Consider the following 21,953-nt stretch of genomic DNA (forward strand, 5'->3'; position numbering starts at 1 on the left):
CCATTTCGGAGGCATGGGCATGTACGGTATAGAGTTGGAGACATCGTCAATCTGTCGCGCAATCGAACGCTCGACGGCGATCGTCAGCTTCGACATGCATTGTCGCGTCATTGGCGCCAACGACAATTTCCTGACCCTGTTCGGCTATGCTTTTGCGGACATAGAATTGCGCCCGCACAGCCTGTTCTGCGAACAGGGCTTTGCCGATACGCCCGATTATGCGGCGTTCTGGGACAGGTTGCGCGCGGGACAGTTCGACACCGGCGTCTATCGGCGGCAGGATCGGCACGGTCGGCTGATCTGGATCAGGGGCAGCTATAACCCGATCTTCGACGATCAGGGCGTGCAGATCGGCATCATCAAATTCGCGACCGACATCAGCGCCGAACAGGAAGCGATCGCCGCGCGCGAGGATGCCGAGAGGCGCCTCAATCGCCAGGAACGCGACCGCCGCGCCAGCATAGAGCAGGTGCTCTGCGAAGTCGGCGGCATTGTCGATACGATTGACGGCATTGCCCGCCAGACCAATTTGCTGGCGCTCAACGCATCGATCGAAGCGGCGCGCGCGGGGGAGGCGGGGCGCGGCTTTTCCGTCGTCGCGGCGGAGGTTAAGAAGCTAGCGCTCGATACGCAGGCCGCCACGCGCGACGCCCGCGCCTTCATTGCCGGCTGATACGCGGTTACAAATTGCGACAGTTTGCCGGTTGCACTGACATAGTTGCGGGACAAATCCTGCCCATAACGGATTTCAAGGACGGCGACTTGTCGTTCATGACAATCACTGGGAAGGTAACAGGATATGATCCGCAAATTTTTTGGCACCGTCGCGCTCGGTTCGCTCTTCGTCGGTGGTCTCGCCGCCTCGCATCTCGCCTTTGCCCAGCCGGGCGCTGATGGCCCCGGCCATCGGGGCGGTCGCGGCGGCATGATGGCAATGGCCGACACCAACAAGGATGGCGCGATCAGCAAGGCGGAAATGACCGCAGCGCTCGAAGGACGCTTTGCGAAGATGGACGTCGACAAGGACGGCAAGCTGACCCAGGCCGATCGCGACGCCATGCGCGCCCAGCGACTCGACAAGCGCTTTGCCATGCTGGACACCGACAAGAACGGCCAGGTCAGCAAGGCGGAATTTGCCGCCGCCCACGAAGCCCGCGCCGACAAGCGCGCCGAGCGTGGCGAAGGCCGCAAATGGCAGGGTCGCGGCCATCATCGCGGTCACGGCATGATGGGCATGCGCGCCGACGCGAACAAGGACGGCACCATCACCAAGGCGGAATTCATGGCCGCGCCGACCGCGATGTTCGACAAGGCGGACGCCAACAAGGATGGCAAGGTGACCGCCGATGAAATGAAGGCAGCCCGCCAGGCGATGCGTGGCGCATGGAAGGACCGCAAGGCTCCGCCGCCACCCGCAGGCTGACCTTTCCCCATTCGCGTCCGGCCCGGCATTTCCCCTGATGTCCCTGAACCCGGTCGCGACACCTGGAAGGGCGAAGGCGTCCCCCCTTGCGCCTTCGCCCTTCCAACCTTTGTTCAGCCGTGACAGACAGGCAGCATGAGCGAAAAACCCCATCTCCTCCTCGTCGATGACGAACGTTCGATCCGCGAACCGCTGGCGCAATATCTCTCGCGCAACGGCTTCCGCGTCACCGCCGTCGACAGCGCGGCCGAAGCGCGCATCCGGCTGAACGCGAACGCGATCGACCTGGTGATCCTCGACATCATGATGCCTGGCGAGGATGGCCTGTCGCTGTGCCGCCATATCCGCGAAACCAGCGAGATCCCGGTGATCCTGCTGACCGCCCGCGCGGAGGAGACCGACCGCATCGTCGGGCTGGAAATGGGCGCGGACGATTATGTGCTCAAACCCTTTTCGCCGCGTGAACTGGTCGCGCGGATCAAGGTGATCTTTCGCCGCGTCGCCACCGGCGGCCAGCGCGTCACCGCGCCCGATGGCGCCAATTACAGTTTCGCCGGATGGCTGCTCAAGACGCAGGAGCGCACGCTGGTGGATAGCGAGGGCGTGTCGCTGCCGCTTTCGACCGCCGAATATAATCTGATGCTGGCCTTTGCCACGCGCCCCAACAGCGTACTCAGCCGCGACCAGTTGCTCGACATCACCCAGGGGCGTGAGGCCAATGCCTTCGACCGGGCGATCGACAATCAGATCAGCCGCCTGCGCAAGAAGATCGAGCCGGACCCCAAAAACCCCACGCTGATCAAGACCGTGTGGGGCGGCGGCTACACCCTGTCGGCGGAAGTCCGCAAATTGTGATGGCGCAGGGGTGGCGGCGGCTGCGCCTATGGTCGCAAAGTCTGGTGGGCCAGATCATCCTGATCGTCGCGCTGGCGCTGTTTGTCGCGCAGGCGATCAATTTCACGCTGCTGTTTCGTGAACGGACCCGGCTGGAACTGACCGGCCAGACGGCCCCTGCCGTCTATCGCGTGATCGATGCGCTCGACAACCGGCCCGACCGTCCCGCCCCGCCGCGCATGCGCGCGCGCTTCGTCCAGGGCACGCCGACGCTGGAAGGACAGCCGCGCCCGGACATCGAACGGCGCGCGATGGCGATGTTCGATGATATTGGCCTCAATATCCTGAATGTTCGCGTGGTGCAGGATGACGCCATCATGCCCCTGCGCCGCTGGGAACGCATCCGCATTCGCGCCAATGGCGATCGTCCGCACGACCATCGCGTCGCGCGGCTGACGCTGGCGGCGGAATATGAAACGGGCAAATGGGTGGTGACGCAGGCGCGCACCGGTGACCGGCCGCAACGCTTTGGCGGCTGGCTGGTCGGTCAGACGCTCATCCTCTACGTCATCGTCCTGCTGCCGCTGCTGTGGGTCGGCAGCCGGCTGGCGCGTCCGTTGAAGCAGCTCACCGGCTCTGCCCTGCAATTTGCCCGCACCGGCGCGGCCGATCCGGTCGATGAACGCGGCCCGGGCGACGTGCGCGACCTCACCATGGCGTTCAACGCCATGCGATCGCGCATCATCGCCATGCTGGACGAGAAAGACCGGATGCTGGGCGCGATCGGCCATGACCTGCGCACGCCGCTCGCTTCGCTGCGGGTCCGCGCCGAATCGGTCGAAGATGATGGCGAACGGGCGCGCATGTCCGAAACCATCGAGGAAATGAACCGGATGCTGGAGGACATCCTCTCGCTCGCCCGCGCCGGGCGCAGTACCGAAGCCGCGCAGAAGGTCGATCTCGCCAGCCTCGCCGACGCGGTGGTGGAAGATTTCATCGAACTGGGGTCGCCGGTCGCCATGACCGACAGCGATCGCGCCGTCGCCTTCGTCCGCCCGCAGCAGATCCGCCGCGCGCTCCGCAACCTCATCGAAAACGCCATCGTCTATGGCGATCGCGCGCATGTGTCGGTCAGCCGCGAAGGGGCGATGATCCGCATCGCTGTGGCCGACGAAGGACCGGGCATTGCCGCGGATCGCATGGACGAAATGCTCGAACCCTTCACCCGGCTGGAAGGGTCACGCAATCGGGAAACCGGCGGGGCCGGGCTGGGGCTGGCGCTGGTGCGCGCGATCATGGCGGAGCATCAGGGCCAATTGCGGCTGGCGAACCGACCGGGCGGCGGACTGGAAGCCAGTCTCCTATTGCCGGGTTGAGGCTCGATAGGGCGGGCTGTCCATCAAACCGCCAGCCTGTCCTTCACCTGCCTGGCCCGCACCTCTTCCAGTCTTTTGGATCGTTCCTCCAGATAGACCTTGATCATCGCCACGATCGGATCGGCCAGAAACAGCCCCATGATCCCGAACAGCGCGCCAAACAAAATCTGCGCCGCCAGCACCAGCGCCGGGGCCAGATCGGTGGCCTTCTTCGCCACCATCGGCACAATCAGATAGCCATCGACCAGTTGCACCGCCAGATAGACGCCAAAGGCATAAAGGCCCGTGTTGGTCCCGCCCGAAAAGCCGACCAGGATGATCAGCACGCCGGAAATGATCGATCCGATATTGGGCAAAAAGGCGAAGAGGCCGGTCAATATGCCCAACAGCCCCGCCATCGGCACGCCGCCCGCCCATAGCAGCAGCGAGGTACCGACCCCTTCCACCGTCATGCCGATCAGCCGCCCGGCCATCAGCCGTCGCAACGTCCAGCCCATCTTGTCGGCGATGGCGTAGAAATGGCTGCGCTTGTCCATCGGCAGCATCCAGGCGACCCCGCGTTCGTACAGCTTGGGATCGACCGCGATGAAAATCGCCAGCACCAGCATCATCACCCCGCTGGTGATCGCGCCGACCGCGGTGCCGACCGCTGCCGTCACCCGGCCCATGGAACTCATCGCCTGGCTGGCCAGGCTCTTCAGATCCTCCGGCGTCGTCGACACGCCCATCTGCTGCATCCAGCCGCCCACCCGCGCGACCTGCGCTTCGACGATGCTCCGCATCGCCTGCGCCTGCTCCATCAGGCTCGATCCGGTAAGGTAGAAGGTCCAGGCCATGAAGGCGACGGCGCCCAGCAGCACGATCGTCAAGCGCCAGCCGCGCGCGATCGGCAATATGCGGTTCAACAGCCGCGCCCCGCCATCCATCATCGTCGCCAGCACCAGCGCGCCCAGAACCAGCAGGATCGGCTGGGCCAGCAGGGCGATCAGCCCTATGACGATGGCGAAGGCAAACCATACGCCCGCACGCTGCAATTCATGCGCGACCAGCGGGCTGCGCACTTCGCTGGGACCGGGCGCCTCGACATGATGTTGCGTGTCGCTCAAACCCGATACCCCTTTGGTCTTTGACTATTTCGGGTCGGTAACGCTCGCTGGCCGCAGGCTGTTCCCGGCCCGGCCGCTACGCAGTGACCGGACCCAGCTCAGCGGGTTCCATGTCGTGTCGCCGTCCAGGCTGAAGGTGATGAATTCGGCCCGCCCGCCAATCGCCTCCCATGGCACGGGCCCGCCCAACCCATTTTCTTCCAGCGGTGCGCGGCTGTCGGCGCTATTGTCGCGATTGTCGCCCATCAGGAACACATGGTTGGCGGGCACCCTGACCGGCCCATACCAGTCGAGCGCGCTCGGCCCCATGTCGATCGTGAGGTAGGTCTTGCCATTGGGCAGGATTTCCTGCCGCACCGGCAATTCGCAATAGTCCTTGCCGTCCGGGCCGCTGACCCGCGCGCCGGGGAATTGCATCGGCGAACAGGGCGCGTTGGCATCGACGGGCAGACGCAGCGTTTTCAGGGCCTTCTGCTTCACCGGCACGCCGTTCAGCACCACCTGCCCACCGCGCACCTCGACAATGTCGCCAGGCAGGCCGATCACCCGCTTGATATAATCTTCCCGCCGGTTCTGCGGCGACACGATGACGATGTCGCCGCGTTGGGGCATGCGCCCGAACAAACGCCCTTTCAGGAAGGGGAGGGGGTGGAAGCTGGGCGAGACATAGGACCAGCCATAGGGGAATTTGCTCACCACCAGCCGGTCGCCGGTCAGCAGCACCGGCATCATCGATTCGGACGGGATATAGAAAGGCTTGGCGACGAAGCTGTGAAAGGCCAGCACCGCCAGAATCAGCAGCGACAGGCTTTTGACTTCCTGCCACCAATTGACCCAGGGCGCGGGCGCCTTTGCTTCCGGTGCAGGCATGTCGTCGTGCAGGTCGGTTGCCGTCATGGGGGTCTGCTCGCTGGGATCGGGGGGCAGGGCGCTCACAGCGGCACCGCCTCTATGATGACAAAGGCCTGCGCCCATGGATGATCGTCGGTTAGCGTCAGATGAATGACCGGCTTGTGACCTGCTGGCATCATGCTCTCCAGCCGCGCCAGCGCCCCGCCGGTCAGCGCCAGCGTCGGCGCGCCCGATGGCGCGTTGACGACGCCGATGTCCTTCATGAACACGCCGCGTTTGAACCCGGTCCCGACCGCCTTGGAAAAGGCTTCCTTGGCGGCGAACCGCTTGGCCAGCGTCCCTGCCTTGGTGAAGGGGCGGCGATTGGCCTTGGCCTGCTCGACATCTGTAAATACGCGCTGTTCGAATCGCACGCCGAAGCGGTCGAGAGAATTCTGGATACGCTCGATGTTACAGAGGTCGGAACCGAGGCCGATGATCACCGCGCCAGATCCATCTGCCGCCGCATCTCTCTGATACTGCCTTCCAGCCCGCCGAAGATCGCCTCGCCGATCAGAAAATGGCCGATATTGAGTTCGGCGACCTGCGGGATGGCGGCGATGGGGGCGACATTGTCGAAGGTCAGGCCATGCCCGGCATGGGGCTCTATCCCGTTCCTGGCCGCCAGCGCAGCCGCATCGGCAATCTTGCGCAATTCCGCCGCCCGCGCCTCGCCGCCCAGATGGGCATAGGCGCCGGTATGAAATTCCACCACCGGCGCGCCCAGCCGGATCGCCGCGTCAATCTGGGCCGTGTCCGCCTCGATGAACAGGCTCACCCGGATACCCGCGTCCCCCAGCGCCTCCACGATCGGCTTGAGAGTCTCGAACTGGCCCGCTGCGTCCAGCCCGCCCTCGGTCGTGCGCTCCTCGCGCTTTTCCGGCACGATGCAGGCGGCGTGGGGCTTGTAGCGCAGCGCGATGTCCAGCATCTCCGCCGTCGCCGCCATCTCCAGGTTGAGCGGCACGCTGAGCGCCGCCATCAGCGTCGCGACATCTTCGTCGCGAATATGCCGCCGGTCCTCGCGCAGATGCGCGGTGATGCCGTCCGCCCCCGCCTTCACCGCCAGCAAAGCCGCCTTGACCGGATCGGGATGATCCCCGCCGCGCGCGTTGCGGATGGTGGCGACATGGTCGATATTGACGCCCAGTCGCAGTGGGGCGGGGGAGTGCGGCATATCCTATATCTTCCGGCTGCCGGGCTTGATCGCCGGGATCGCCGCCAGTTCGGGCGGCACTGCATCGGCTTCATAGACCGGGAAATTGATCGACACGAGCGGATAGAAGGGGACGCCCAGTTCCACCTCGCCCGCCGAGCGGTCGACCAGCGCGGCTTCGGCGATGACCACGCCGCCTTCCTTTTCGACCGCCTCGATCGCCTGGCGCGACGACAGGCCGGTGGTCACGACATCCTCGACCATCAGCACTTTCTGGCCCGGCGCTATGGCAAAGCCGCGGCGCAGTTCGAATGTCCCTTCGGGCCGTTCCAGAAACACCGCATCCTTGCCCAGCGCACGGCCGACTTCATGCCCCACGATCAGCCCGCCCATGGCTGGCGAAACCACCAGGTCGATTTCCTGCCGCAATTCGCGCGGCAGCTTCTGCACCACGGCGCGGGCCAGCTTGCCGGCGCGCTCTGCATTCATCAGCACGCGGGCGCATTGCAGATAATTGGCGCTGCGGCGGCCCGACGACAAAATGAAATGTCCTTCCAGCAATGCCCCTGCTGCCCGGAATTCCGCCAATACCTCTTCGTCGTTCATGCCGTTCATCAATCCTGTCGCGGGCCATCCGGGCGCTCTGACCCCCATCAAATCCCTGTCAACATGACGCAACAAGACGCGCCATGATCGCGCCCCTGTGCGCGCTGCTGCGAAATAGGCGGCCAAAGGGGGCGTTGCAACAGTGAAGAAAATCTGGTCATGGAAGCTTGAGGCATGAAAAAACCATGCCTATAAGCCGCGGCAGAACCGACCGGGCGGGGGCGATGCGCAGACGCGCGTCTTCGTTGCAGCGGCGCCAAGGGGTTACGGGGTAAGAACACGCTATGAACAAGGTGAAATCGCTCGTTCTCGCCGGATTGCTGGCCTTCGCGCCATCAATCGCGATGAACGGTCAGGCGCTGGCGCAGGACAATGTCGCCGCCGCTGCTGCGCCGGCTGCCGACAATGCAGCCGCTCCGGCTGATTCGGCTGCCAACGCCACCGAGGCTGCGCCTGTGGCCAAGGTCGCCGCGCCGCCGCGCATGAAGCCGACCGAAGGCATTGGCATGCCCAAGCCTGGCGAAGTCACGTTGCAGGAACAGTTCACCTCGACGGGACACACCGCGCGCTGGCTGCATGACAAGATGCTGCTGCCGCTGATCTTCGCGATCTCCATCCTCGTCCTTGCCCTGATGCTCTACGCCATGTGGAAGTTCCGGGCGAGCGCAAACCCGATCCCGTCCAAGACGTCGCACAACACGCTGATCGAAGTCGTGTGGACGGTGCTGCCGGTGCTGATCCTGCTGGTCGTCGCCGTGCCCTCCATCGGCCTGCTGGCCGACCAGTACAAGCCCGCGCCCAAGGATGCGCTGACCGTCAAGGTCACCGGCTATCAATGGTATTGGGGCTATGAATATCCCGATGCGGGCATCCCCGAATTCGTGTCGAACATGCTGACCGAAGAGCAGGCCAATGCCAGCGGCGAACCGCATCAGCTGGCTGCCGACAACCGGCTGGTCCTGCCCGTGGGCCGCCCGATCAAGCTGATCATCACCGGCGCAGACGTGATTCACAGCTTTGCCGTGCCGTCGCTCTGGGTGAAGATGGATGCCGTTCCCGGCCGCCTGAACGAAAAGAGCTTCACCATCGAAAAGCCGGGCGTCTATTACGGCCAGTGTTCGGAACTGTGCGGCGCGCGCCACGGCTTCATGCCGATCGCGATCGAAGCGCTGCCGCCTGCGCAATTCGACCAGTGGGTGCTTTCGCAGGGTGGCAAGCTGCCCGGTGCAGCGCCAGCCGCCGCCGAAACGGCCCAGGCCGCTGCGCCTGCCGCCGCGCCCGTCGCTGACGCCAAGCTTTGATGTAAGGGCAGAACCGCCATGACCACCATTACCGCCGATCATCATAGCGATCATACGCATGATCATCATGACGCCGATCACAAGCCAGCCTTCTTCCAGCGCTGGTTCATGTCCACCAACCACAAGGACATCGGCACCCTCTACCTCATCTTCGCGATTTTCGCGGGCGTCGTAGGCGGGGCGATTTCCGGCCTGATGCGCGCTGAACTGGCGCAGCCGGGCATCCAGTATCTTCAGGGCTGGGCCAATATCCAGCATGCGATGCTGGGCGCTGAACCGGCCTCGCTGGATCAGGCCTATCATCTGTGGAATGCGCTGATCACCGCGCACGGCCTGATCATGGTGTTCTTCATGGTCATGCCCGCCATCATCGGCGGCTTTGGCAACTGGTTCGTGCCGATCATGATCGGCGCGCCGGACATGGCCTTCCCGCGCATGAACAATATCAGCTTCTGGCTGCTCATTCCCGCCTTCGCGCTGCTGCTCGGCTCCGCCTTCGTCCCCGGCGGCACCGGCTATGGCGCCGGCACCGGCTGGACGGTCTATGCCCCGCTGTCGACCAGCGGCTCGGCTGGCCCGGCGGTCGACATGGCGATCCTGTCGCTGCACATTGCCGGCGCAGGCTCGATCCTGGGCGCGGTCAACTTCATCACCACCATTCTCAACATGCGCGCGCCGGGCATGACCCTGCACAAGATGCCGCTGTTCGTCTGGTCGGTGCTGGTCACTGCCTTCCTGCTGCTGCTGGCCCTCCCGGTCCTGGCCGCTGCTATCACCATGCTGCTGACCGACCGCAATTTCGGCACCACCTTCTATGACGCATCGGGTGGCGGCGATCCTGAACTGTACCAGCACCTCTTCTGGTTCTTCGGTCACCCCGAAGTGTACATCATGATCCTGCCCGGCTTCGGCATCGTCAGCCAGATCATCTCGACCTTCTCGAAAAAGCCCGTGTTCGGCTATCTCGGCATGGCCTACGCCATGGTTGCGATCGGCGTCGTCGGCTTCGTCGTGTGGGCGCACCACATGTTCACCACCGGCATGTCGGTGAATGTGAAGATGTATTTCACTGCCGCCACCATGGTCATCGCGGTGCCAACCGGCATCAAGATCTTCTCGTGGATCGCGACCATCTGGGGTGGCTCGATCAGCTACAAGACGCCGATGGTCTGGGCGCTGGGCTTCATCTTCCTGTTCACCGTGGGTGGCGTCACCGGCGTCGTGCTGGCCAATGGCGGCGTCGACGATGTGCTGCATGACACCTACTACGTCGTCGCGCACTTCCACTATGTGCTCTCGCTGGGCGCGGTGTTCTCGCTGTTCGCGGGCTTCTATTACTGGTTCCCGAAAATGTCGGGGCGCATGTATAATGAATTCCTCGGCCAGTTGCACTTCTGGGTGTTCTTCGTCGGCGTGAACATGCTGTTCTTCCCGATGCACTTCCTGGGCCTGTCGGGCATGCCGCGTCGTTACCCCGACTATCCTGCCGCCTTTGAAAAGTGGAACTCGGTCGCAACCCATGGCTATGAAATCATGGCCGTCGGCATGGTGATCTTCTTCATCAACGTGTTCTGGTCGCTGGCCGCTGGCAAGAAGGCGGTCGGCAATCCCTGGGGCGAAGGCGCCACCACGCTGGAATGGACCCTGTCCAGCCCGCCGCCATTCCACCAGTTCGAAACCCTGCCTGTGATCGACGATGCCGCGCATCATTGATCGCCAGACACAGTGACATGATAGAGGGGGCGGGTGATAAAGCCCGCCCCCTTATGCTATATGCCTCGACCTGACGGGGCTGGAACCGATATGACGACCGCTATGCTGACCACCGCACCGATCACGGCCGACTGGCGCGACTTCCTGGCGCTGACCAAGCCGCGCGTCATGACGCTGGTGGTGTTCACCGGCCTTTGCGGCCTGCTTGCGGCGCCTGGCCATATCCATCCCGTCCTCGCTTTCACCGCCATCCTCTGCATTGCGCTGGGCGCAGGCGCAGCCGCCACGCTCAACCAATGGTATGAGGTGGACGTCGATGCGAAGATGAAGCGCACCGCGAACCGTCCCTTGCCCGCCGGGCGGATGGACCGTGAAGCGGCGCTGCATTTCGGCGTCGGCCTGTCCTTCTTCTCGGTCATTCTGATGGGCATGGCGACCAACTGGCTGGCGGCGGCCGTGCTGGCGGTTTCCATCCTCTTCTACGTGTTCGTCTATACCATCTGGCTCAAGCCCCGGACGGCGCAGAATATCGTCATCGGCGGTGCGGCGGGGGCCTTCCCGCCGGTCATCGGCTGGGCGGCCGTGACAGGCGATGTCACGGCATTGCCGATCGCGCTGTTCATGCTGATCTTCTTCTGGACGCCGCCCCATTTCTGGGCGCTCGCCCTGTTCGTCAAAACCGATTACGCCGCCGCTGGCATCCCGATGCTGCCGGTCGTGTCGGGCGAAGTCGCAACCCGTCGCCAGATCTGGTTCTACACCGCGATCATGGCGGTCGCGGCGATGGCCCCGGTGCTGCTGCACCTTACCGGCCTGCTCTACGGCACCGTCGCGCTGCTTGGCACATTGCTGTTCGCCGTCTTCGCCTTCCAGGTCTATCGCCGCCGCGAAAATGATCCGTCGAAGATGGGCCCGGAACGGCGCCTGTTCAAATATTCGATCCTCTATCTTTTCCTTCTCTTTGGAGCAGTGGTCGTGGACCGCTGGTTGCTTGCATGACCCCGGATGAAGAAAAGCTGATCCGTGCCCGGCAAAAGTCGCGCGCTCTTGTCACCGGCCTGATCCTCGCGGCGCTGGTGATTCTGTTCTACGCCATCACCATGGCCAAGATCGGCGCGAGCAGCGCGATTTGATGGCGACGCTCCCGCCTTCTCCGTTCGACCGCGACCGGCGCAACCGCCGGACGATGATGGCCATGGCGGGCGTGGGCCTGTCGATGCTGGCGCTCGGCTTCGCATCGGTGCCGCTCTACCGCATTTTCTGCGAACAGACCGGCTTTGGCGGCACGACGAAGCGCGCATCGGCCGATGTTCAGGTGCGCGAAGCGGTGGGCCACACCATGTCGATCCGTTTCGATTCCAACGTCCAGCCGGGCATGCCCTGGCAATTCTACCCCGAACATCGCACCGACACGGTGACCGTGGGGCGCAAGGACATGGCGATCTTCATCGCAAAGAACATGTCGGACAGGCCGGTCACCGGCACGGCCAGTTTCAATGTCACCCCCAGCCAGGCGGGTGCCTATTTCACCAAGATCCAATGTTTCTGCTTCACGCAGCAGACCTTGCAACCGGGGCAGGAGGTGCGGATGCCCGTCCTCTATTTCGTCGATCCCAAGATCCTCGATGACCCGGATAACAAGGATACGCAGCAAATTACCCTCAGCTACACCTTCTACCCTGTTGAGCAGGACAAGAAGCCAAGCTAAGGCACGAGTTGAAAACACGGACAAGCGAACAGGGAAGAGCAGTCATGGCAGGCGCCAAGAATCACGATTATCATATTCTCCCGCCCAGCATCTGGCCCTTGTTTGGCGCCATGTCGGCGCTGGTCATGGCCTTTGGCGGGGTCATGTGGATGCATCCCGACGCGCTGCCCGCCGGCGGCGGCTGGGTGTTCCTGCTCGGTCTGGGCGGCGTGCTGTTCACCTTCTACAGCTGGTGGGCCAATGTCATCGCGGAAGCCCATGCGGGCGATCATACCCCGGTGGTTCAGCTGCACCTGCGCTACGGCATGATCCTGTTCATCGCGTCGGAAGTGATGTTCTTCGTCGGCTGGTTCTGGGCCTTTTTCGACTTCTCGCTGTTCCCCAGCGCGCTGCCGCCGATCGACGGCCTGTTCCCGTCCAAGGGCGTGGAAGTCATGAACGCCTTTGAGCTGCCCCTGCTCAACACGCTGATCCTGCTCTGCTCCGGCACCACCGTGACCTGGGCGCATCATGCGCTGATCCATGGCGACCGTGACGGCCTGATCAAGGGTCTGTGGTGCACGATCATCCTGGGCGCGATCTTCTCCTGCGTGCAGGCTTATGAATATGCCCACGCCCCGTTCGATTTCGGCGGCAACCCCTACAGCTCGTCCTTCTACATGGCGACCGGCTTCCACGGTTTCCACGTTCTGGTCGGCACGATCTTCCTGGCCGTCAATCTGATCCGCGCCTATAAGGGCGACTTCACCCCGCGCCAGCATTTCGGCTTTGAAGCTGCTGCCTGGTACTGGCATTTCGTCGACGTGGTGTGGCTGTTCCTCTTCGTCGCCATCTATGTATGGGGCGGGTGGGGCGCGCCGGTCCACGGCGGCTGATCGCCGGTCGATCCCTGACATCATGAATAACGGCCGGGCTTGTCCCCGGCCGTTTTCTTTTGGGCCGCCGCCCGCTATGTCATGGCCATGAACCCGCCCACCGAACCCGCCCGTCCCGCCGCGCCACTTCTGGTCGATGCGGCGCGGGGTGCCTGCCCCCGATGCGGCGCGGCGACGCTGTTCGACGGCCCGGTCCGATTCGCCTCTCATTGCCGCGCCTGCGGTCTCGACTATGTCCAGTTCAATGTCGGCGATGGCCCTGCGGCCTTCCTGACGCTCATTGTCGGCACGGTGATGGTCGTGCTGGCGCTCGTGCTGGAACTCAATCTGCACCCGCCGCTCTGGGTCCATATCCTGCTCTGGACGCCGCTGACGACGATCGCCGTGGTCGCCAGCCTGCGCGTTGCCAAGGGCGCGCTGCTGACGCTGGAATATCGCAACCGTGCGCGCGAAGGCCGTATCGCGAAAAAAGGCCCGGACGCATGAACAAGGCGCTCATTCCGCTCATCCCGACCATCCTCGTCGCTTTTGCGGTGCTGGTGATGATCGGCCTTGGCATCTGGCAATTGCAGCGTCGCGGGGAAAAGGCGCAGGCGCTGCAACTCGCCGCCAGCAACCCGACCCTCCCCCCGGTCGCCTTTCCGCAGCTACCCCCCGTGTCGCCCGAACAGCTGTTCCGCCCCTCGTCGGTCCACTGCCTGCGCGTCATCGGCTGGCAGGTGGAGGCGGGGCGCGCGGCCGATGGGTCCACCGGCTATCGCCATATCGCGCAATGCGCGACCGGCGCGGAGGGGCCAGGCGCCCTCGTCGCACTGGGCGTGACGGAGCGGCCCGACGCGAAACCGGCCTGGACCGGCGGGCAGGTGGCGGGCTGGATCAGCGAGGAGCCGGATCATCGCGCCCTGCTGACCCGCATCGGGGGCAAGGCGATGCCGCTGCGCCCGATGCTGATCGCCCGCGCCGCGCCGGATGGCCTCAAACCCTCCGCGCCGCCCAGCGCCGCCGATGTCCCCAACAATCATCTCGCCTATGCGGTGCAGTGGTTCTTCTTCGCTGGCATAGCGACGATCATCTATATTCTCGCCCTGCGCCGTCGCGGCGCGCCCAAATCGCCCTAAACGCTTGCCCATGGGCGCGCGCATCGCTACCGCGCTTCCCCATCATGCAATATGTCAGCACCAGGGGTAGCGCACCGGCGCTCGGTTTTGAGGATGTCACGCTGGCGGGCCTCGCGTCCGATGGCGGGCTGTACGTGCCGGAAAGCTGGCCGTCCTTTTCGCCCGATGATATTCGCGCTTTGTCGGGCCTCTCCTATGTCGAAACCGCCGTCCGGGTGATGACGCCCTTCGTCGCCGGGTCGCTGGATGAGGCTGAACTGCGCGAATTGTGCCAGGCCGCCTATGGCCGCTTCAGCCATCAGGCGGTGGTGCCGCTGGTTCAGCTGGACCATCGCAACTGGCTGCTCGAACTCTTCCATGGCCCGACGCTGGCGTTCAAGGATGTCGCGCTCCAATTGCTCGGCCAGTTGTTCGAACGCTTCCTGTCGCGCCGCGACGATCATCTGACCATTGTCGGCGCGACGTCGGGCGATACCGGGTCCGCCGCGATCGACGCGGTGGCGGGGCGCGAGAAGGTCGACATCTTCATGCTCCACCCGGAAGGCCGCGTGTCCGACGTTCAGCGGCGTCAGATGACCACCGTGCGCGCCCCCAACGTCCATAATATCGCGATCGACGGCAGTTTCGACGACGCGCAGGCGATGGTGAAGCGGATGTTCAACGACGCGGATTTCAAGCGTCGCTTCAACCTGTCCGCCGTCAACTCGATCAACTGGGCGCGGCTGATGGCGCAGGTCGTCTATTATTTCTACGCCGCCGTGCGCCTGGGCGCGCCCGAACGTCCGGTCGCTTTTTCCGTCCCCACCGGCAATTTCGGCGATGTGTTCGCTGGCTATGTAGCGGCGAAAATGGGCCTGCCGGTCGCCAAACTGATCGTCGCCACCAACGTCAACGACATTCTGCACCGCGCGCTGTCGCAGGGCGATTACAGCCAGGGTCAGGTCGTATCGACCGCGACGCCCAGCATGGACATTCAGGTCAGCTCCAATTTCGAGCGGCTGCTGTTCGACGCGGGCGGACGGGACGGGCTGGCGCTCGCCGCCCAGATGGGCGGCTTTGAAGCGACCCGCGCGATGCGCCTCACCAATGCGCAGCGGGAAGGGGCGGCAGGCCTGTTCACCTCGGCCCGGATCGACGCCGACGGCATGACCATGGCGATGCGCTGGGCCTATGATGCGGCGGCCCAGATCATCGACCCGCACAGCGCCATCGGGCTAGCCGCAGCGCAGGCGACCGATCTCGACCCGTCGATCCCCGTCGTCACGCTCGCCACCGCCCACGCCGCCAAGTTCCGCGACGCGGTCGAGCGCGCCACCGGCACCCGCCCGCCGCTCCCTGCGCGCGTCGGCGATCTGTTCGCGCGTGAGGAACATTATGTGAAGCTGCCCGGCACGTACGAGGCGGTGACGGCCTATGTCGCCGAACGCGCGACGCCCCGCGGCTAGATATTGTCCGTTCGCCCTGAGCCTGTCGAAGGGCTCGGCCGAACACAGTGAGGCCTTCGCTGTCGCTCAGGCGGGGGCTTTGACTTCGCTCAGCCCGAACGGAGAGTTGCTATGATCCTTCAAACCCTCATCGGCGAACCCTGGGCCGATTATGGCCTGATCGATTCGGGCCATGGCCGCAAGCTGGAGCGCTATGGCCGCTTCCGCTTCATCCGCCCCGAACCGCAGGCGATGTGGGCGCCCGCGACCGAAAACTGGACGGCGGACGGCGAATTCGTGCCCGGTTCGGACGAGGAGGGCGGGGGCCGCTGGTTCTACGACAAGCCCGTCCCTGCCGAAGGCTGGCCGCTTGGCTGGAAGGAAGTCACCTTCCAGTCCAGTTGCACCCCCTTCCGCCATCTGGGCTTCTTTCCGGACATGGCGCCGGTATGGGACTGGATGCGCGAACGGACCGCCGACAAAGCCGACGCGGAGGTGATGAACCTGTTTGGCTATACTGGCGTCGGAACGCTGGCCATGTCGGCCAGCGGCGCGCGCATGGTCCATGTCGACGCTTCCAAAAAATCCGTCACCCAGGCTCGTGCCAATGCCGATCTGTCTGGCATGGCGGACCGGCCTGTCCGCTGGATCGTGGAGGATGCCGCCAAATTCGTCGCGCGCGAAGTCCGGCGCAACCGCCGCTATGACGGCATATTGCTCGATCCGCCCAAATATGGCCGTGGCCCTGACGGCGAAGTCTGGCGTCTGGAGGAAGACCTCCCGGCGCTCATCGCCAATTGCCGTCAGCTGCTCGATGCCGACAGTCGCTTCCTGTTCCTGACCGTCTATGCCGTCCGCATGTCGGCGCTGGCGATCGGTGAGTTGCTGCGTCAGGCCTTTGCCGACCTTCCCGGCGAGGTGGAAGCGGGCGAACTCGCCGTCCGTGAAGAATCGCGCGGGCTGCTGCTCCCCACGGCGATCTGGGCGCGCTGGAAGCGATAGCGCCGAACCCCAACATCCGTTCGGGCTGAGCTTGTCGAAGCCTTGTCCTTCTTGAAAGAAAGGACGACCCTTCGACAGGCTCAGGGCGAACGGAAAGGGGGTAAGCGCTCAACCCCGTTTACTTCCCCACCCGAATCTCGAACAGCTTTGGCCAATATTTGCCGGTGATAAACACCCGGTCTCGCGCGGCATCATAGGCGATGCCATTGGCCACCGCTTCGCTGTCCCGCACGCCAGCTGCCTTGACCAGCGGCGCGACGTCGATCCAGTCGATCACTGCGCCGGTCGCGGGATCGATCCGGGCGATCTTCGTCTCGTACCAGATATTCGCCCAAATCTCGCCGCGCACATATTCCAGCTCGTTCAGCCGCTGGACCGCGCGCCCGTTCCACGTCACGGTGATGCGGCGCTGCTCGGCTAGGGTGTCGGGATCAAGGAAGCGCAATTGCGCGCTGCCGTCGCTCTGGATGATATGCCGCCCGTCCTGCGTCAGGCCCCAGCCTTCGCCAACATAGCGAAAATCGCCGACCGGCGCGAAATCGGCCAGCTTCCAGACAAATCCCTGACCATGCCGCCAGGTCAGGCTGATCAGCCGGTCGCCCCAATTGACGATCCCCTCGCCAAAATAGCGCGGCTCCAGCACGCGCCGCTGGATGACCTTGCCGTCCTTCAGCCGCACCTTGCGAATGTCCGACCGCCCCTCCAGCCCGGTGCTTTCATAAAGCGCCCCGTCTTGAAAAAAGAGCCCCTCGGTAAAGGCAGCGGAATCGTGCGGATAGGATTTAACCAGCGTCCAGGGCGTGTCGGCCCAAGCGGGGGGCGCGAACGCCAGCGCGCCCAATAGCGCGAACAGAAGCCGCTTCATTCCGCTGCTGCCTGCGCCGCAATCGCCGTCGCCAGCCAGTCGGGCAGCAGCGCCGGGTCCAGATCCTCCACCCGCCGCAATTCGATCGACAGGTCCATGTCCGGCAGCGCCGCGCGCTGGCGCTTCTCCTCCGCCTGGGCCAGCGGTACCGCGACCAGCCGCCGGTTCACCTTGGCGCGATAATGCATCCGGGCGGTATTCTCCTGCCCCACATAGCAGCCCTTGTCATAATCGACGCCGTTCAGCTCCCCGGCATTGGTTTCCAGCCACAGCGTCTGGTCCTGCCCCAGTTCACCCGCGCCCTCGAACACGCCCTGGCTTAGCCGGTGCGCGCGGAACGCCGCCGCAGCGTCGCCATCCCCCGGCGCGGCGATCCAGCGATGCCCAAGGGCAGGCAAGCGCGGATCATGCGGCCTGTCCGCTGCATCCAGCGCCCAATGCACTGCCAGCGACTCGTCCCGCGCGATCACGATCTTGCGCCGGAGCCGGTACAGCGTCAGCCGCTTGGCGAGCGCATCGGCCTGCGCCGCCTCGCAATCGATCAGCACATCGTCGCCATCTGCCCACAGCATCATGTCGAACAGCGCTTTCCCCTGCGCGCTCAGCAACGCGGTCCAGCGCGGCACGCCCTGTGCCAGTGTCAAAACATCGCGTGTCAGCAGGCCTTGCAGGAAGGGCCGCGCCTCCTCGCCTGAAATTCTGAGGATCGCGCGGTCGGTGAGGGTGGTGCCGGTCATCGGCTTTAGGTAGGACAGATGCACCCAATTACCAACCCGTTCGGGCTGAGCGAAGTCGAAGCCCTTGCCTGAACATCGTGAAGGCCTCACTGCGTTCGGCATGGCCCTTCGACTTCGCTCAGGGCGAACGGTTTTTCACGGAGCGCACCATGTCCGAAACTTTCGACCTGATCCTGAAGAACGGCACCATCCACACGCCGGGCGGCGCGGAGCAGGCCGATGTCGGCGTGCGCGGCGGCAGGATCGTCGCGATCGGCACGGGGCTTGGCGACGCGGGGGAAGTGATCGACTGCACCGGGCTGGACGTGTTGCCCGGCTGCATCGACAGCCAGGTCCATTTCCGCGAGCCGGGGCTGGAGCATAAGGAAGATCTCGAATCGGGCAGCCGGGCGGCGGTGCTGGGCGGCGTGACCGCCGTGTTCGAAATGCCCAACACCAATCCCAACACCGACACGGCCGACCGCGTCCAGGACAAGCTTGCCCGCGCGCATCACCGCATGTGGTGCGACCATGCCTTCTATGTCGGCGCGACCGCCGACAATGCCGAACAGCTCAAAGAGCTTGAACGCATCCCCGGCACCGCAGGGGTCAAGATATTCATGGGCGCGTCGACCGGCAGCCTGCTGGTGGACGATGACAATGCGCTGGCCCGCGTGCTGGCCAGCGGCACGCGCCGCGTCGCCATCCATGCCGAGGATGAAACGCGGATGAATGCGCGCAAGAGCCTGGCGCTGGCGGGTGACCCGTCCACCCATCCGGTATGGCGCGACGATGAAAGCGCGATGATCGCCACCAAACGCATCATCGGCCTGGCCCGCGCCGCGCGCCGCCGTATCCACATATTGCACATCACGACGCCGGCCGAACTCGCCTATATCGGCCAGAACAAGGATATCGCGACCTGCGAGGTGACGCCCCAGCATCTGACGCTGGCGGGGGAGGATGCCTATCCGCGCCTTGGCACCTATGCGCAGATGAACCCGCCGATCCGGTCGGGCGCGCACCGCGACGGGCTGTGGCATTGGCTCAACCAGGGCGTGCCGGACGTTCTGGGCAGCGATCACGCCCCCCACACGATCGAGGAAAAGGCCAAGCCCTATCCGACCAGCCCCAGCGGTATGCCCGGCGTCCAGACGCTCGTGCCGCTTCTGCTCAATCATGTCGCGGAAGGGCGGCTGACGCTGCGCCGCTTCATCGAACTGACCTCCTCCGGTCCACAGCGCGTGTTCGGGCTGGTCGGCAAGGGCCGGATCGCGCTCGGCTATGACGCCGACTTCACCGTGGTCGACCTCAAAAAGCGCTGGACCGTTGGCAGCGACTGGCTTGCGTCCCGCTGCAACTGGTCGCCGTTCGAGGGGATGGACCTGACCGGCAAGGCGGTCGGCACCATCATCCGCGGCCACCGCGTGATGTGGGAAGATGCGCTGGCCAATGAAGCGGTCGGAGAGCCGGTGCGTTTCGAGGCGACCGAATTTTCCTGATTCACATTCGATCAAGGCTGCATGCCACCATGCATCCTCCCCTGCAAGGGGAGGTGGCAACGCAAAGCGTTGACGGAGGGGTGTCACCCTCTCGATAGCGCGATACCCCTCCGTCTGGCCTTCGGCCCGACACCTCCCCTGCAAGGGGAGGATCAGTTACGACGCAACGCTGATACTAGTGGTCCGATTCTGACATTTGCTACCTTATGGGATAAGGCGTGTTCAAATGTCAGAATCTTTTCGGACCACTAGACCGTCGCCGCCCGGTTCCGCCGGGCCATCCGCACCCCGTCGGTCGCGAACAGGATCAGCGCGATCCAGATCAGGCCAAAGCTGAGCATCTGGCCATGGCTCAGCTTTTCGCCGAACAGCATGATGCCACAGAAAAATTGCAGCATCGGGGCCAGATATTGCAATATGCCCAGTGTCGCCATCGGCAGCCGTTGCGCCGCCATGGCGAACAGCACCAGCGGCACTGTCGTCACCGCGCCTGATGTCACCAGCAGCGCGGTGGTCGCGGCGTCCTGTCCGAAACTCACCCCGCCATGGCTCGCTTCCCAGATCAGATAGGCAATTGCAGGCGGCGTCAGCAGCAGCGTCTCGACGCCAAGGCCGGTCATCGGCGCCACCGGCGTCACTTTGCGCAGCAGGCCGTAAAAGGCGAAACTGAACGCCAGCGTCAGGCTGATCCACAATGTCGTCAGCGCCGCCGCCGCCAATATGGCCACGCCCACCGCCGCCACGCCGATCGCCATCAATTGCGGCCGTCGCAACTTTTCCTTCAACACCATCACGCCCAGCGCGACATTGACCAGCGGGTTCAGGAAATAGCCAAGGCTTGCCGCGACGACATGGCCATCATTGACCGCCCATACATAGGTCAGCCAGTTGATCGCGATCATCAGCGCAGACCCTGCCAGCGGCAGAACCAGCCGACGGTCGCGCAATGTCACCAATAATGGCCCCAAAGTCCGGCGCGCCGCCAGCAGCGTGACGATCAGCAATAGCGACCATAATATCCGCTGGGTGACGATCTCGATCGGATCGACATGATGGAGCAGCCGAAAGAAGATCGGCAGCAGCCCCCAAAAGCCATAGGCGAAGATCGCGGCGATCAGCCCATTACGCGTATAATTTTGCGCCAGGCTCAGAATATCCCCCCGCCCAGAAACAGCCGCAGCGCGCCAAAGGCCGCGACGATCAGGCAAAAATTGCGCCCGCCATTGCGCGAAGAGATGGCGCCGATTACCGCGCCGAACAGCGCCATGGGGACCAGCAGCCAGTTCAGCGCCCCCAACAGCGGTATGAAGGCGGGAATCATCAGGACCAGGGTGACCAGGCCGATAAAGCCGGATAATATGTTCAGCATGCAGTCTAGATGGCGGTTTCGCCGCATGGCGACAAGACGGGCGTGCAGGCCAGTGACCAGAAACTGGCCCGATGATGCGGAAATTTCCCGCGATTCACCAAATGTCCTAACGAAAAATTAACCCGCACTCTTCATGCCTTGTTTACGAAGGAGTGCAGCATGGCGTTTTTCCGGCCCGTTTCCATTATCGCGCTTACATTGGCGCTCGCCGCCTGTGGCAAGGGGGACAAGGATGCCAGCCTCGCGGCGCTCGATGCGCAACTCACCAACAATGCGGTCGACCCCGCGCTGAAAGGCGCGCTTGCCGACCCGATCGTGGTCGATCCCCAACTGGTCGGCCAGTCCAACCGCAACGCCGTGCGCACGGCCGATCGTCCGGCCAATGGCGCGGTGCCGCTGCTTGGCGGCGATGCGGGCAAGGCGCAGGCGGCCGCGCTGCAACAGGCGGGCGGCAAGCTGCTCAGCGCACCAGCGCCCAGCGCGGGTGATGCGATGCCATCGACCGTCACCCTGGGCGCGGTCGCGCGCGAACAGGCGTCCCGCAACGGCGGCAACGCCAATTGCAGCAAGCAGCTCGTCTATGGCATGGAATGGGCGCAACGCCTGCCCGATCCCTTCACTGTGTATCCCGGTGCGCAACTGGTCGAAGCGGCCGGCGCGGAACGTGATGGCTGCACCCTGCGCGCCGTCAGCTTCGTCACGCCTGTCCCGCGTCAGGGGGTGATGGACTATTATTATACGCTCGCCCGCCGCGCGGGCTATGATGGCGAACATAAGATATTGGGCGGCGATCATGTGCTGGGCGGCACGCGCAAGGCGGATGGCAGCGCCTATTTCATTCTCTTCACCGACGCGCCGGGCGGCAAGACCAACATAGACATCATCGCCGACAACGGAAAATAGGGGCAAAGGCGGCGAATCGCGCCGCCCCATTCCCCTGATCGCCATTTGCCTGTAGGGGCAGCGGC

At 64.2% G+C, this 21,953-nt stretch carries 25 protein-coding genes; 16 read left to right on the forward strand and 9 right to left on the reverse strand.

The features are described 5' to 3' along the window. The first annotated feature begins 19 nt into the window (after positions 1-19). The 4 genes from SX1_RS25015 (at position 20) to SX1_RS09905 (ending at position 3,633) form a co-directional block, all read left to right on the forward strand. Entirely contained in the window at positions 20-673 is a 654-nt protein-coding gene (locus SX1_RS25015) for a methyl-accepting chemotaxis protein (RefSeq protein WP_303620896.1), read from the forward strand. Positions 674-799: 126 nt separating this feature from the next. Next, on the forward strand, positions 800-1,423 hold the full coding sequence (locus SX1_RS09895; protein WP_019052884.1) for an EF-hand domain-containing protein: 624 nt from the start codon (positions 800-802) through the stop codon (positions 1,421-1,423). A 135-nt stretch (positions 1,424-1,558) separates the two neighbouring features. Continuing rightward, positions 1,559-2,278, forward strand: a complete 720-nt coding sequence (locus tag SX1_RS09900) for a response regulator (protein WP_017183967.1) — start codon at positions 1,559-1,561, stop codon at positions 2,276-2,278. Then, on the forward strand, positions 2,278-3,633 hold the full coding sequence (locus tag SX1_RS09905) for a sensor histidine kinase (protein ID WP_019052885.1): 1,356 nt from the start codon (positions 2,278-2,280) through the stop codon (positions 3,631-3,633). Before SX1_RS09900 ends, SX1_RS09905 begins: the two co-directional genes overlap by 1 nt. A gap of 23 nt (positions 3,634-3,656) precedes the next feature. Here SX1_RS09905 and SX1_RS09910 read toward each other — a convergent pair whose 3' ends face one another. From SX1_RS09910 to pyrE, 5 genes are read right to left on the reverse strand one after another with little or no spacing between them, the layout of a single operon-like run. Further along, on the reverse strand, positions 3,657-4,739 hold the full coding sequence (locus SX1_RS09910; RefSeq protein WP_019052886.1) for an AI-2E family transporter: 1,083 nt from the start codon (positions 4,737-4,739) through the stop codon (positions 3,657-3,659). A 24-nt stretch (positions 4,740-4,763) separates the two neighbouring features. Then, the gene (lepB, locus tag SX1_RS09915; protein ID WP_026149644.1) at positions 4,764-5,636 is read right to left on the reverse strand and encodes a signal peptidase I; all 873 of its coding nucleotides are present in this window, start codon (positions 5,634-5,636) and stop codon (positions 4,764-4,766) included. A gap of 35 nt (positions 5,637-5,671) precedes the next feature. After that, positions 5,672-6,073, reverse strand: coding sequence for a holo-ACP synthase (gene acpS / locus SX1_RS09920; RefSeq protein ID WP_019052888.1), 402 nt, complete (start codon positions 6,071-6,073; stop codon positions 5,672-5,674). After that, positions 6,070-6,807, reverse strand: coding sequence for a pyridoxine 5'-phosphate synthase (locus tag SX1_RS09925; protein WP_019052889.1), 738 nt, complete (start codon positions 6,805-6,807; stop codon positions 6,070-6,072). The genes acpS and SX1_RS09925 overlap by 4 nt, the downstream gene beginning before the upstream one ends. A gap of 3 nt (positions 6,808-6,810) precedes the next feature. Beyond that, positions 6,811-7,392 carry an orotate phosphoribosyltransferase gene (gene pyrE / locus SX1_RS09930; protein WP_026149645.1) on the reverse strand — a complete coding sequence of 194 codons (582 nt, stop codon included), beginning with the start codon at positions 7,390-7,392 and terminating at the stop codon, positions 6,811-6,813. Between the two features lie 284 nt (positions 7,393-7,676). Here pyrE and coxB point away from each other — a divergent pair, with 284 nt between their 5' ends. The 10 genes from coxB (at position 7,677) to SX1_RS09980 (ending at position 16,533) form a co-directional block, all read left to right on the forward strand. Then, positions 7,677-8,693, forward strand: coding sequence for a cytochrome c oxidase subunit II (coxB, locus tag SX1_RS09935; RefSeq protein WP_019052891.1), 1,017 nt, complete (start codon positions 7,677-7,679; stop codon positions 8,691-8,693). Positions 8,694-8,711: 18 nt separating this feature from the next. Continuing rightward, positions 8,712-10,406: a cytochrome c oxidase subunit I gene (gene ctaD, locus SX1_RS09940; protein ID WP_017183975.1), complete on the forward strand. Its 1,695-nt coding sequence runs from the start codon at positions 8,712-8,714 to the stop codon at positions 10,404-10,406. Positions 10,407-10,496: 90 nt separating this feature from the next. Further along, complete coding sequence (locus SX1_RS09945; RefSeq protein ID WP_019052892.1) at positions 10,497-11,405, forward strand: heme o synthase; 909 nt, start codon at positions 10,497-10,499, stop codon at positions 11,403-11,405. After that, entirely contained in the window at positions 11,402-11,539 is a 138-nt protein-coding gene (locus tag SX1_RS24500; RefSeq protein WP_017183977.1) for a cytochrome c oxidase system small membrane protein, read from the forward strand. The genes SX1_RS09945 and SX1_RS24500 overlap by 4 nt, the downstream gene beginning before the upstream one ends. Further along, on the forward strand, positions 11,539-12,114 hold the full coding sequence (locus tag SX1_RS09955) for a cytochrome c oxidase assembly protein (RefSeq protein ID WP_019052893.1): 576 nt from the start codon (positions 11,539-11,541) through the stop codon (positions 12,112-12,114). Before SX1_RS24500 ends, SX1_RS09955 begins: the two co-directional genes overlap by 1 nt. Before the next feature lie 44 nt (positions 12,115-12,158). Next, on the forward strand, positions 12,159-12,989 hold the full coding sequence (locus SX1_RS09960; protein WP_017183979.1) for a cytochrome c oxidase subunit 3: 831 nt from the start codon (positions 12,159-12,161) through the stop codon (positions 12,987-12,989). An 87-nt stretch (positions 12,990-13,076) separates the two neighbouring features. Then, the gene (locus SX1_RS22600; protein WP_052310907.1) at positions 13,077-13,475 is read left to right on the forward strand and encodes a DUF983 domain-containing protein; all 399 of its coding nucleotides are present in this window, start codon (positions 13,077-13,079) and stop codon (positions 13,473-13,475) included. Continuing rightward, positions 13,472-14,107 carry an SURF1 family protein gene (locus SX1_RS09970; protein WP_019052895.1) on the forward strand — a complete coding sequence of 212 codons (636 nt, stop codon included), beginning with the start codon at positions 13,472-13,474 and terminating at the stop codon, positions 14,105-14,107. Before SX1_RS22600 ends, SX1_RS09970 begins: the two co-directional genes overlap by 4 nt. Positions 14,108-14,151: 44 nt before the next feature. Further along, positions 14,152-15,552 carry a threonine synthase gene (gene thrC, locus SX1_RS09975; RefSeq protein WP_019052896.1) on the forward strand — a complete coding sequence of 467 codons (1,401 nt, stop codon included), beginning with the start codon at positions 14,152-14,154 and terminating at the stop codon, positions 15,550-15,552. Positions 15,553-15,663: 111 nt separating this feature from the next. Next, positions 15,664-16,533 (forward strand): class I SAM-dependent methyltransferase, encoded by an 870-nt coding sequence (locus SX1_RS09980; protein ID WP_017183983.1) that lies wholly within the window; start codon positions 15,664-15,666, stop codon positions 16,531-16,533. A 118-nt stretch (positions 16,534-16,651) separates the two neighbouring features. Here SX1_RS09980 and SX1_RS09985 read toward each other — a convergent pair whose 3' ends face one another. Continuing rightward, positions 16,652-17,398: a glutaminyl-peptide cyclotransferase gene (locus SX1_RS09985; protein WP_019052897.1), complete on the reverse strand. Its 747-nt coding sequence runs from the start codon at positions 17,396-17,398 to the stop codon at positions 16,652-16,654. Continuing rightward, on the reverse strand, positions 17,395-18,135 hold the full coding sequence (gene ygfZ, locus SX1_RS09990; protein ID WP_019052898.1) for a CAF17-like 4Fe-4S cluster assembly/insertion protein YgfZ: 741 nt from the start codon (positions 18,133-18,135) through the stop codon (positions 17,395-17,397). Before ygfZ ends, SX1_RS09985 begins: the two co-directional genes overlap by 4 nt. 149 nt (positions 18,136-18,284) lie before the next feature. Between ygfZ and SX1_RS09995 the strand changes: the two genes are divergently transcribed. After that, positions 18,285-19,616 (forward strand): dihydroorotase, encoded by a 1,332-nt coding sequence (locus tag SX1_RS09995; protein ID WP_026149647.1) that lies wholly within the window; start codon positions 18,285-18,287, stop codon positions 19,614-19,616. A 248-nt stretch (positions 19,617-19,864) separates the two neighbouring features. Here the strand turns inward: SX1_RS09995 and rarD are convergent, their stop codons facing one another. Continuing rightward, on the reverse strand, positions 19,865-20,767 hold the full coding sequence (rarD, locus tag SX1_RS10000) for an EamA family transporter RarD (RefSeq protein ID WP_081609953.1): 903 nt from the start codon (positions 20,765-20,767) through the stop codon (positions 19,865-19,867). Beyond that, positions 20,764-20,985, reverse strand: coding sequence for a hypothetical protein (locus SX1_RS10005; protein WP_019052901.1), 222 nt, complete (start codon positions 20,983-20,985; stop codon positions 20,764-20,766). The genes rarD and SX1_RS10005 overlap by 4 nt, the downstream gene beginning before the upstream one ends. 159 nt (positions 20,986-21,144) lie before the next feature. On the opposite strand from SX1_RS10005, the gene SX1_RS10010 reads away from it, so the two are divergent. Further along, positions 21,145-21,888, forward strand: coding sequence for a hypothetical protein (locus SX1_RS10010; RefSeq protein WP_017183989.1), 744 nt, complete (start codon positions 21,145-21,147; stop codon positions 21,886-21,888). The last annotated feature ends 65 nt before the right edge of the window (positions 21,889-21,953 follow it).

Origin of the sequence: Sphingobium xenophagum NBRC 107872, from assembly GCF_000367345.1 — a bacterium.
Classification (GTDB): domain Bacteria; phylum Pseudomonadota; class Alphaproteobacteria; order Sphingomonadales; family Sphingomonadaceae; genus Sphingobium; species Sphingobium xenophagum.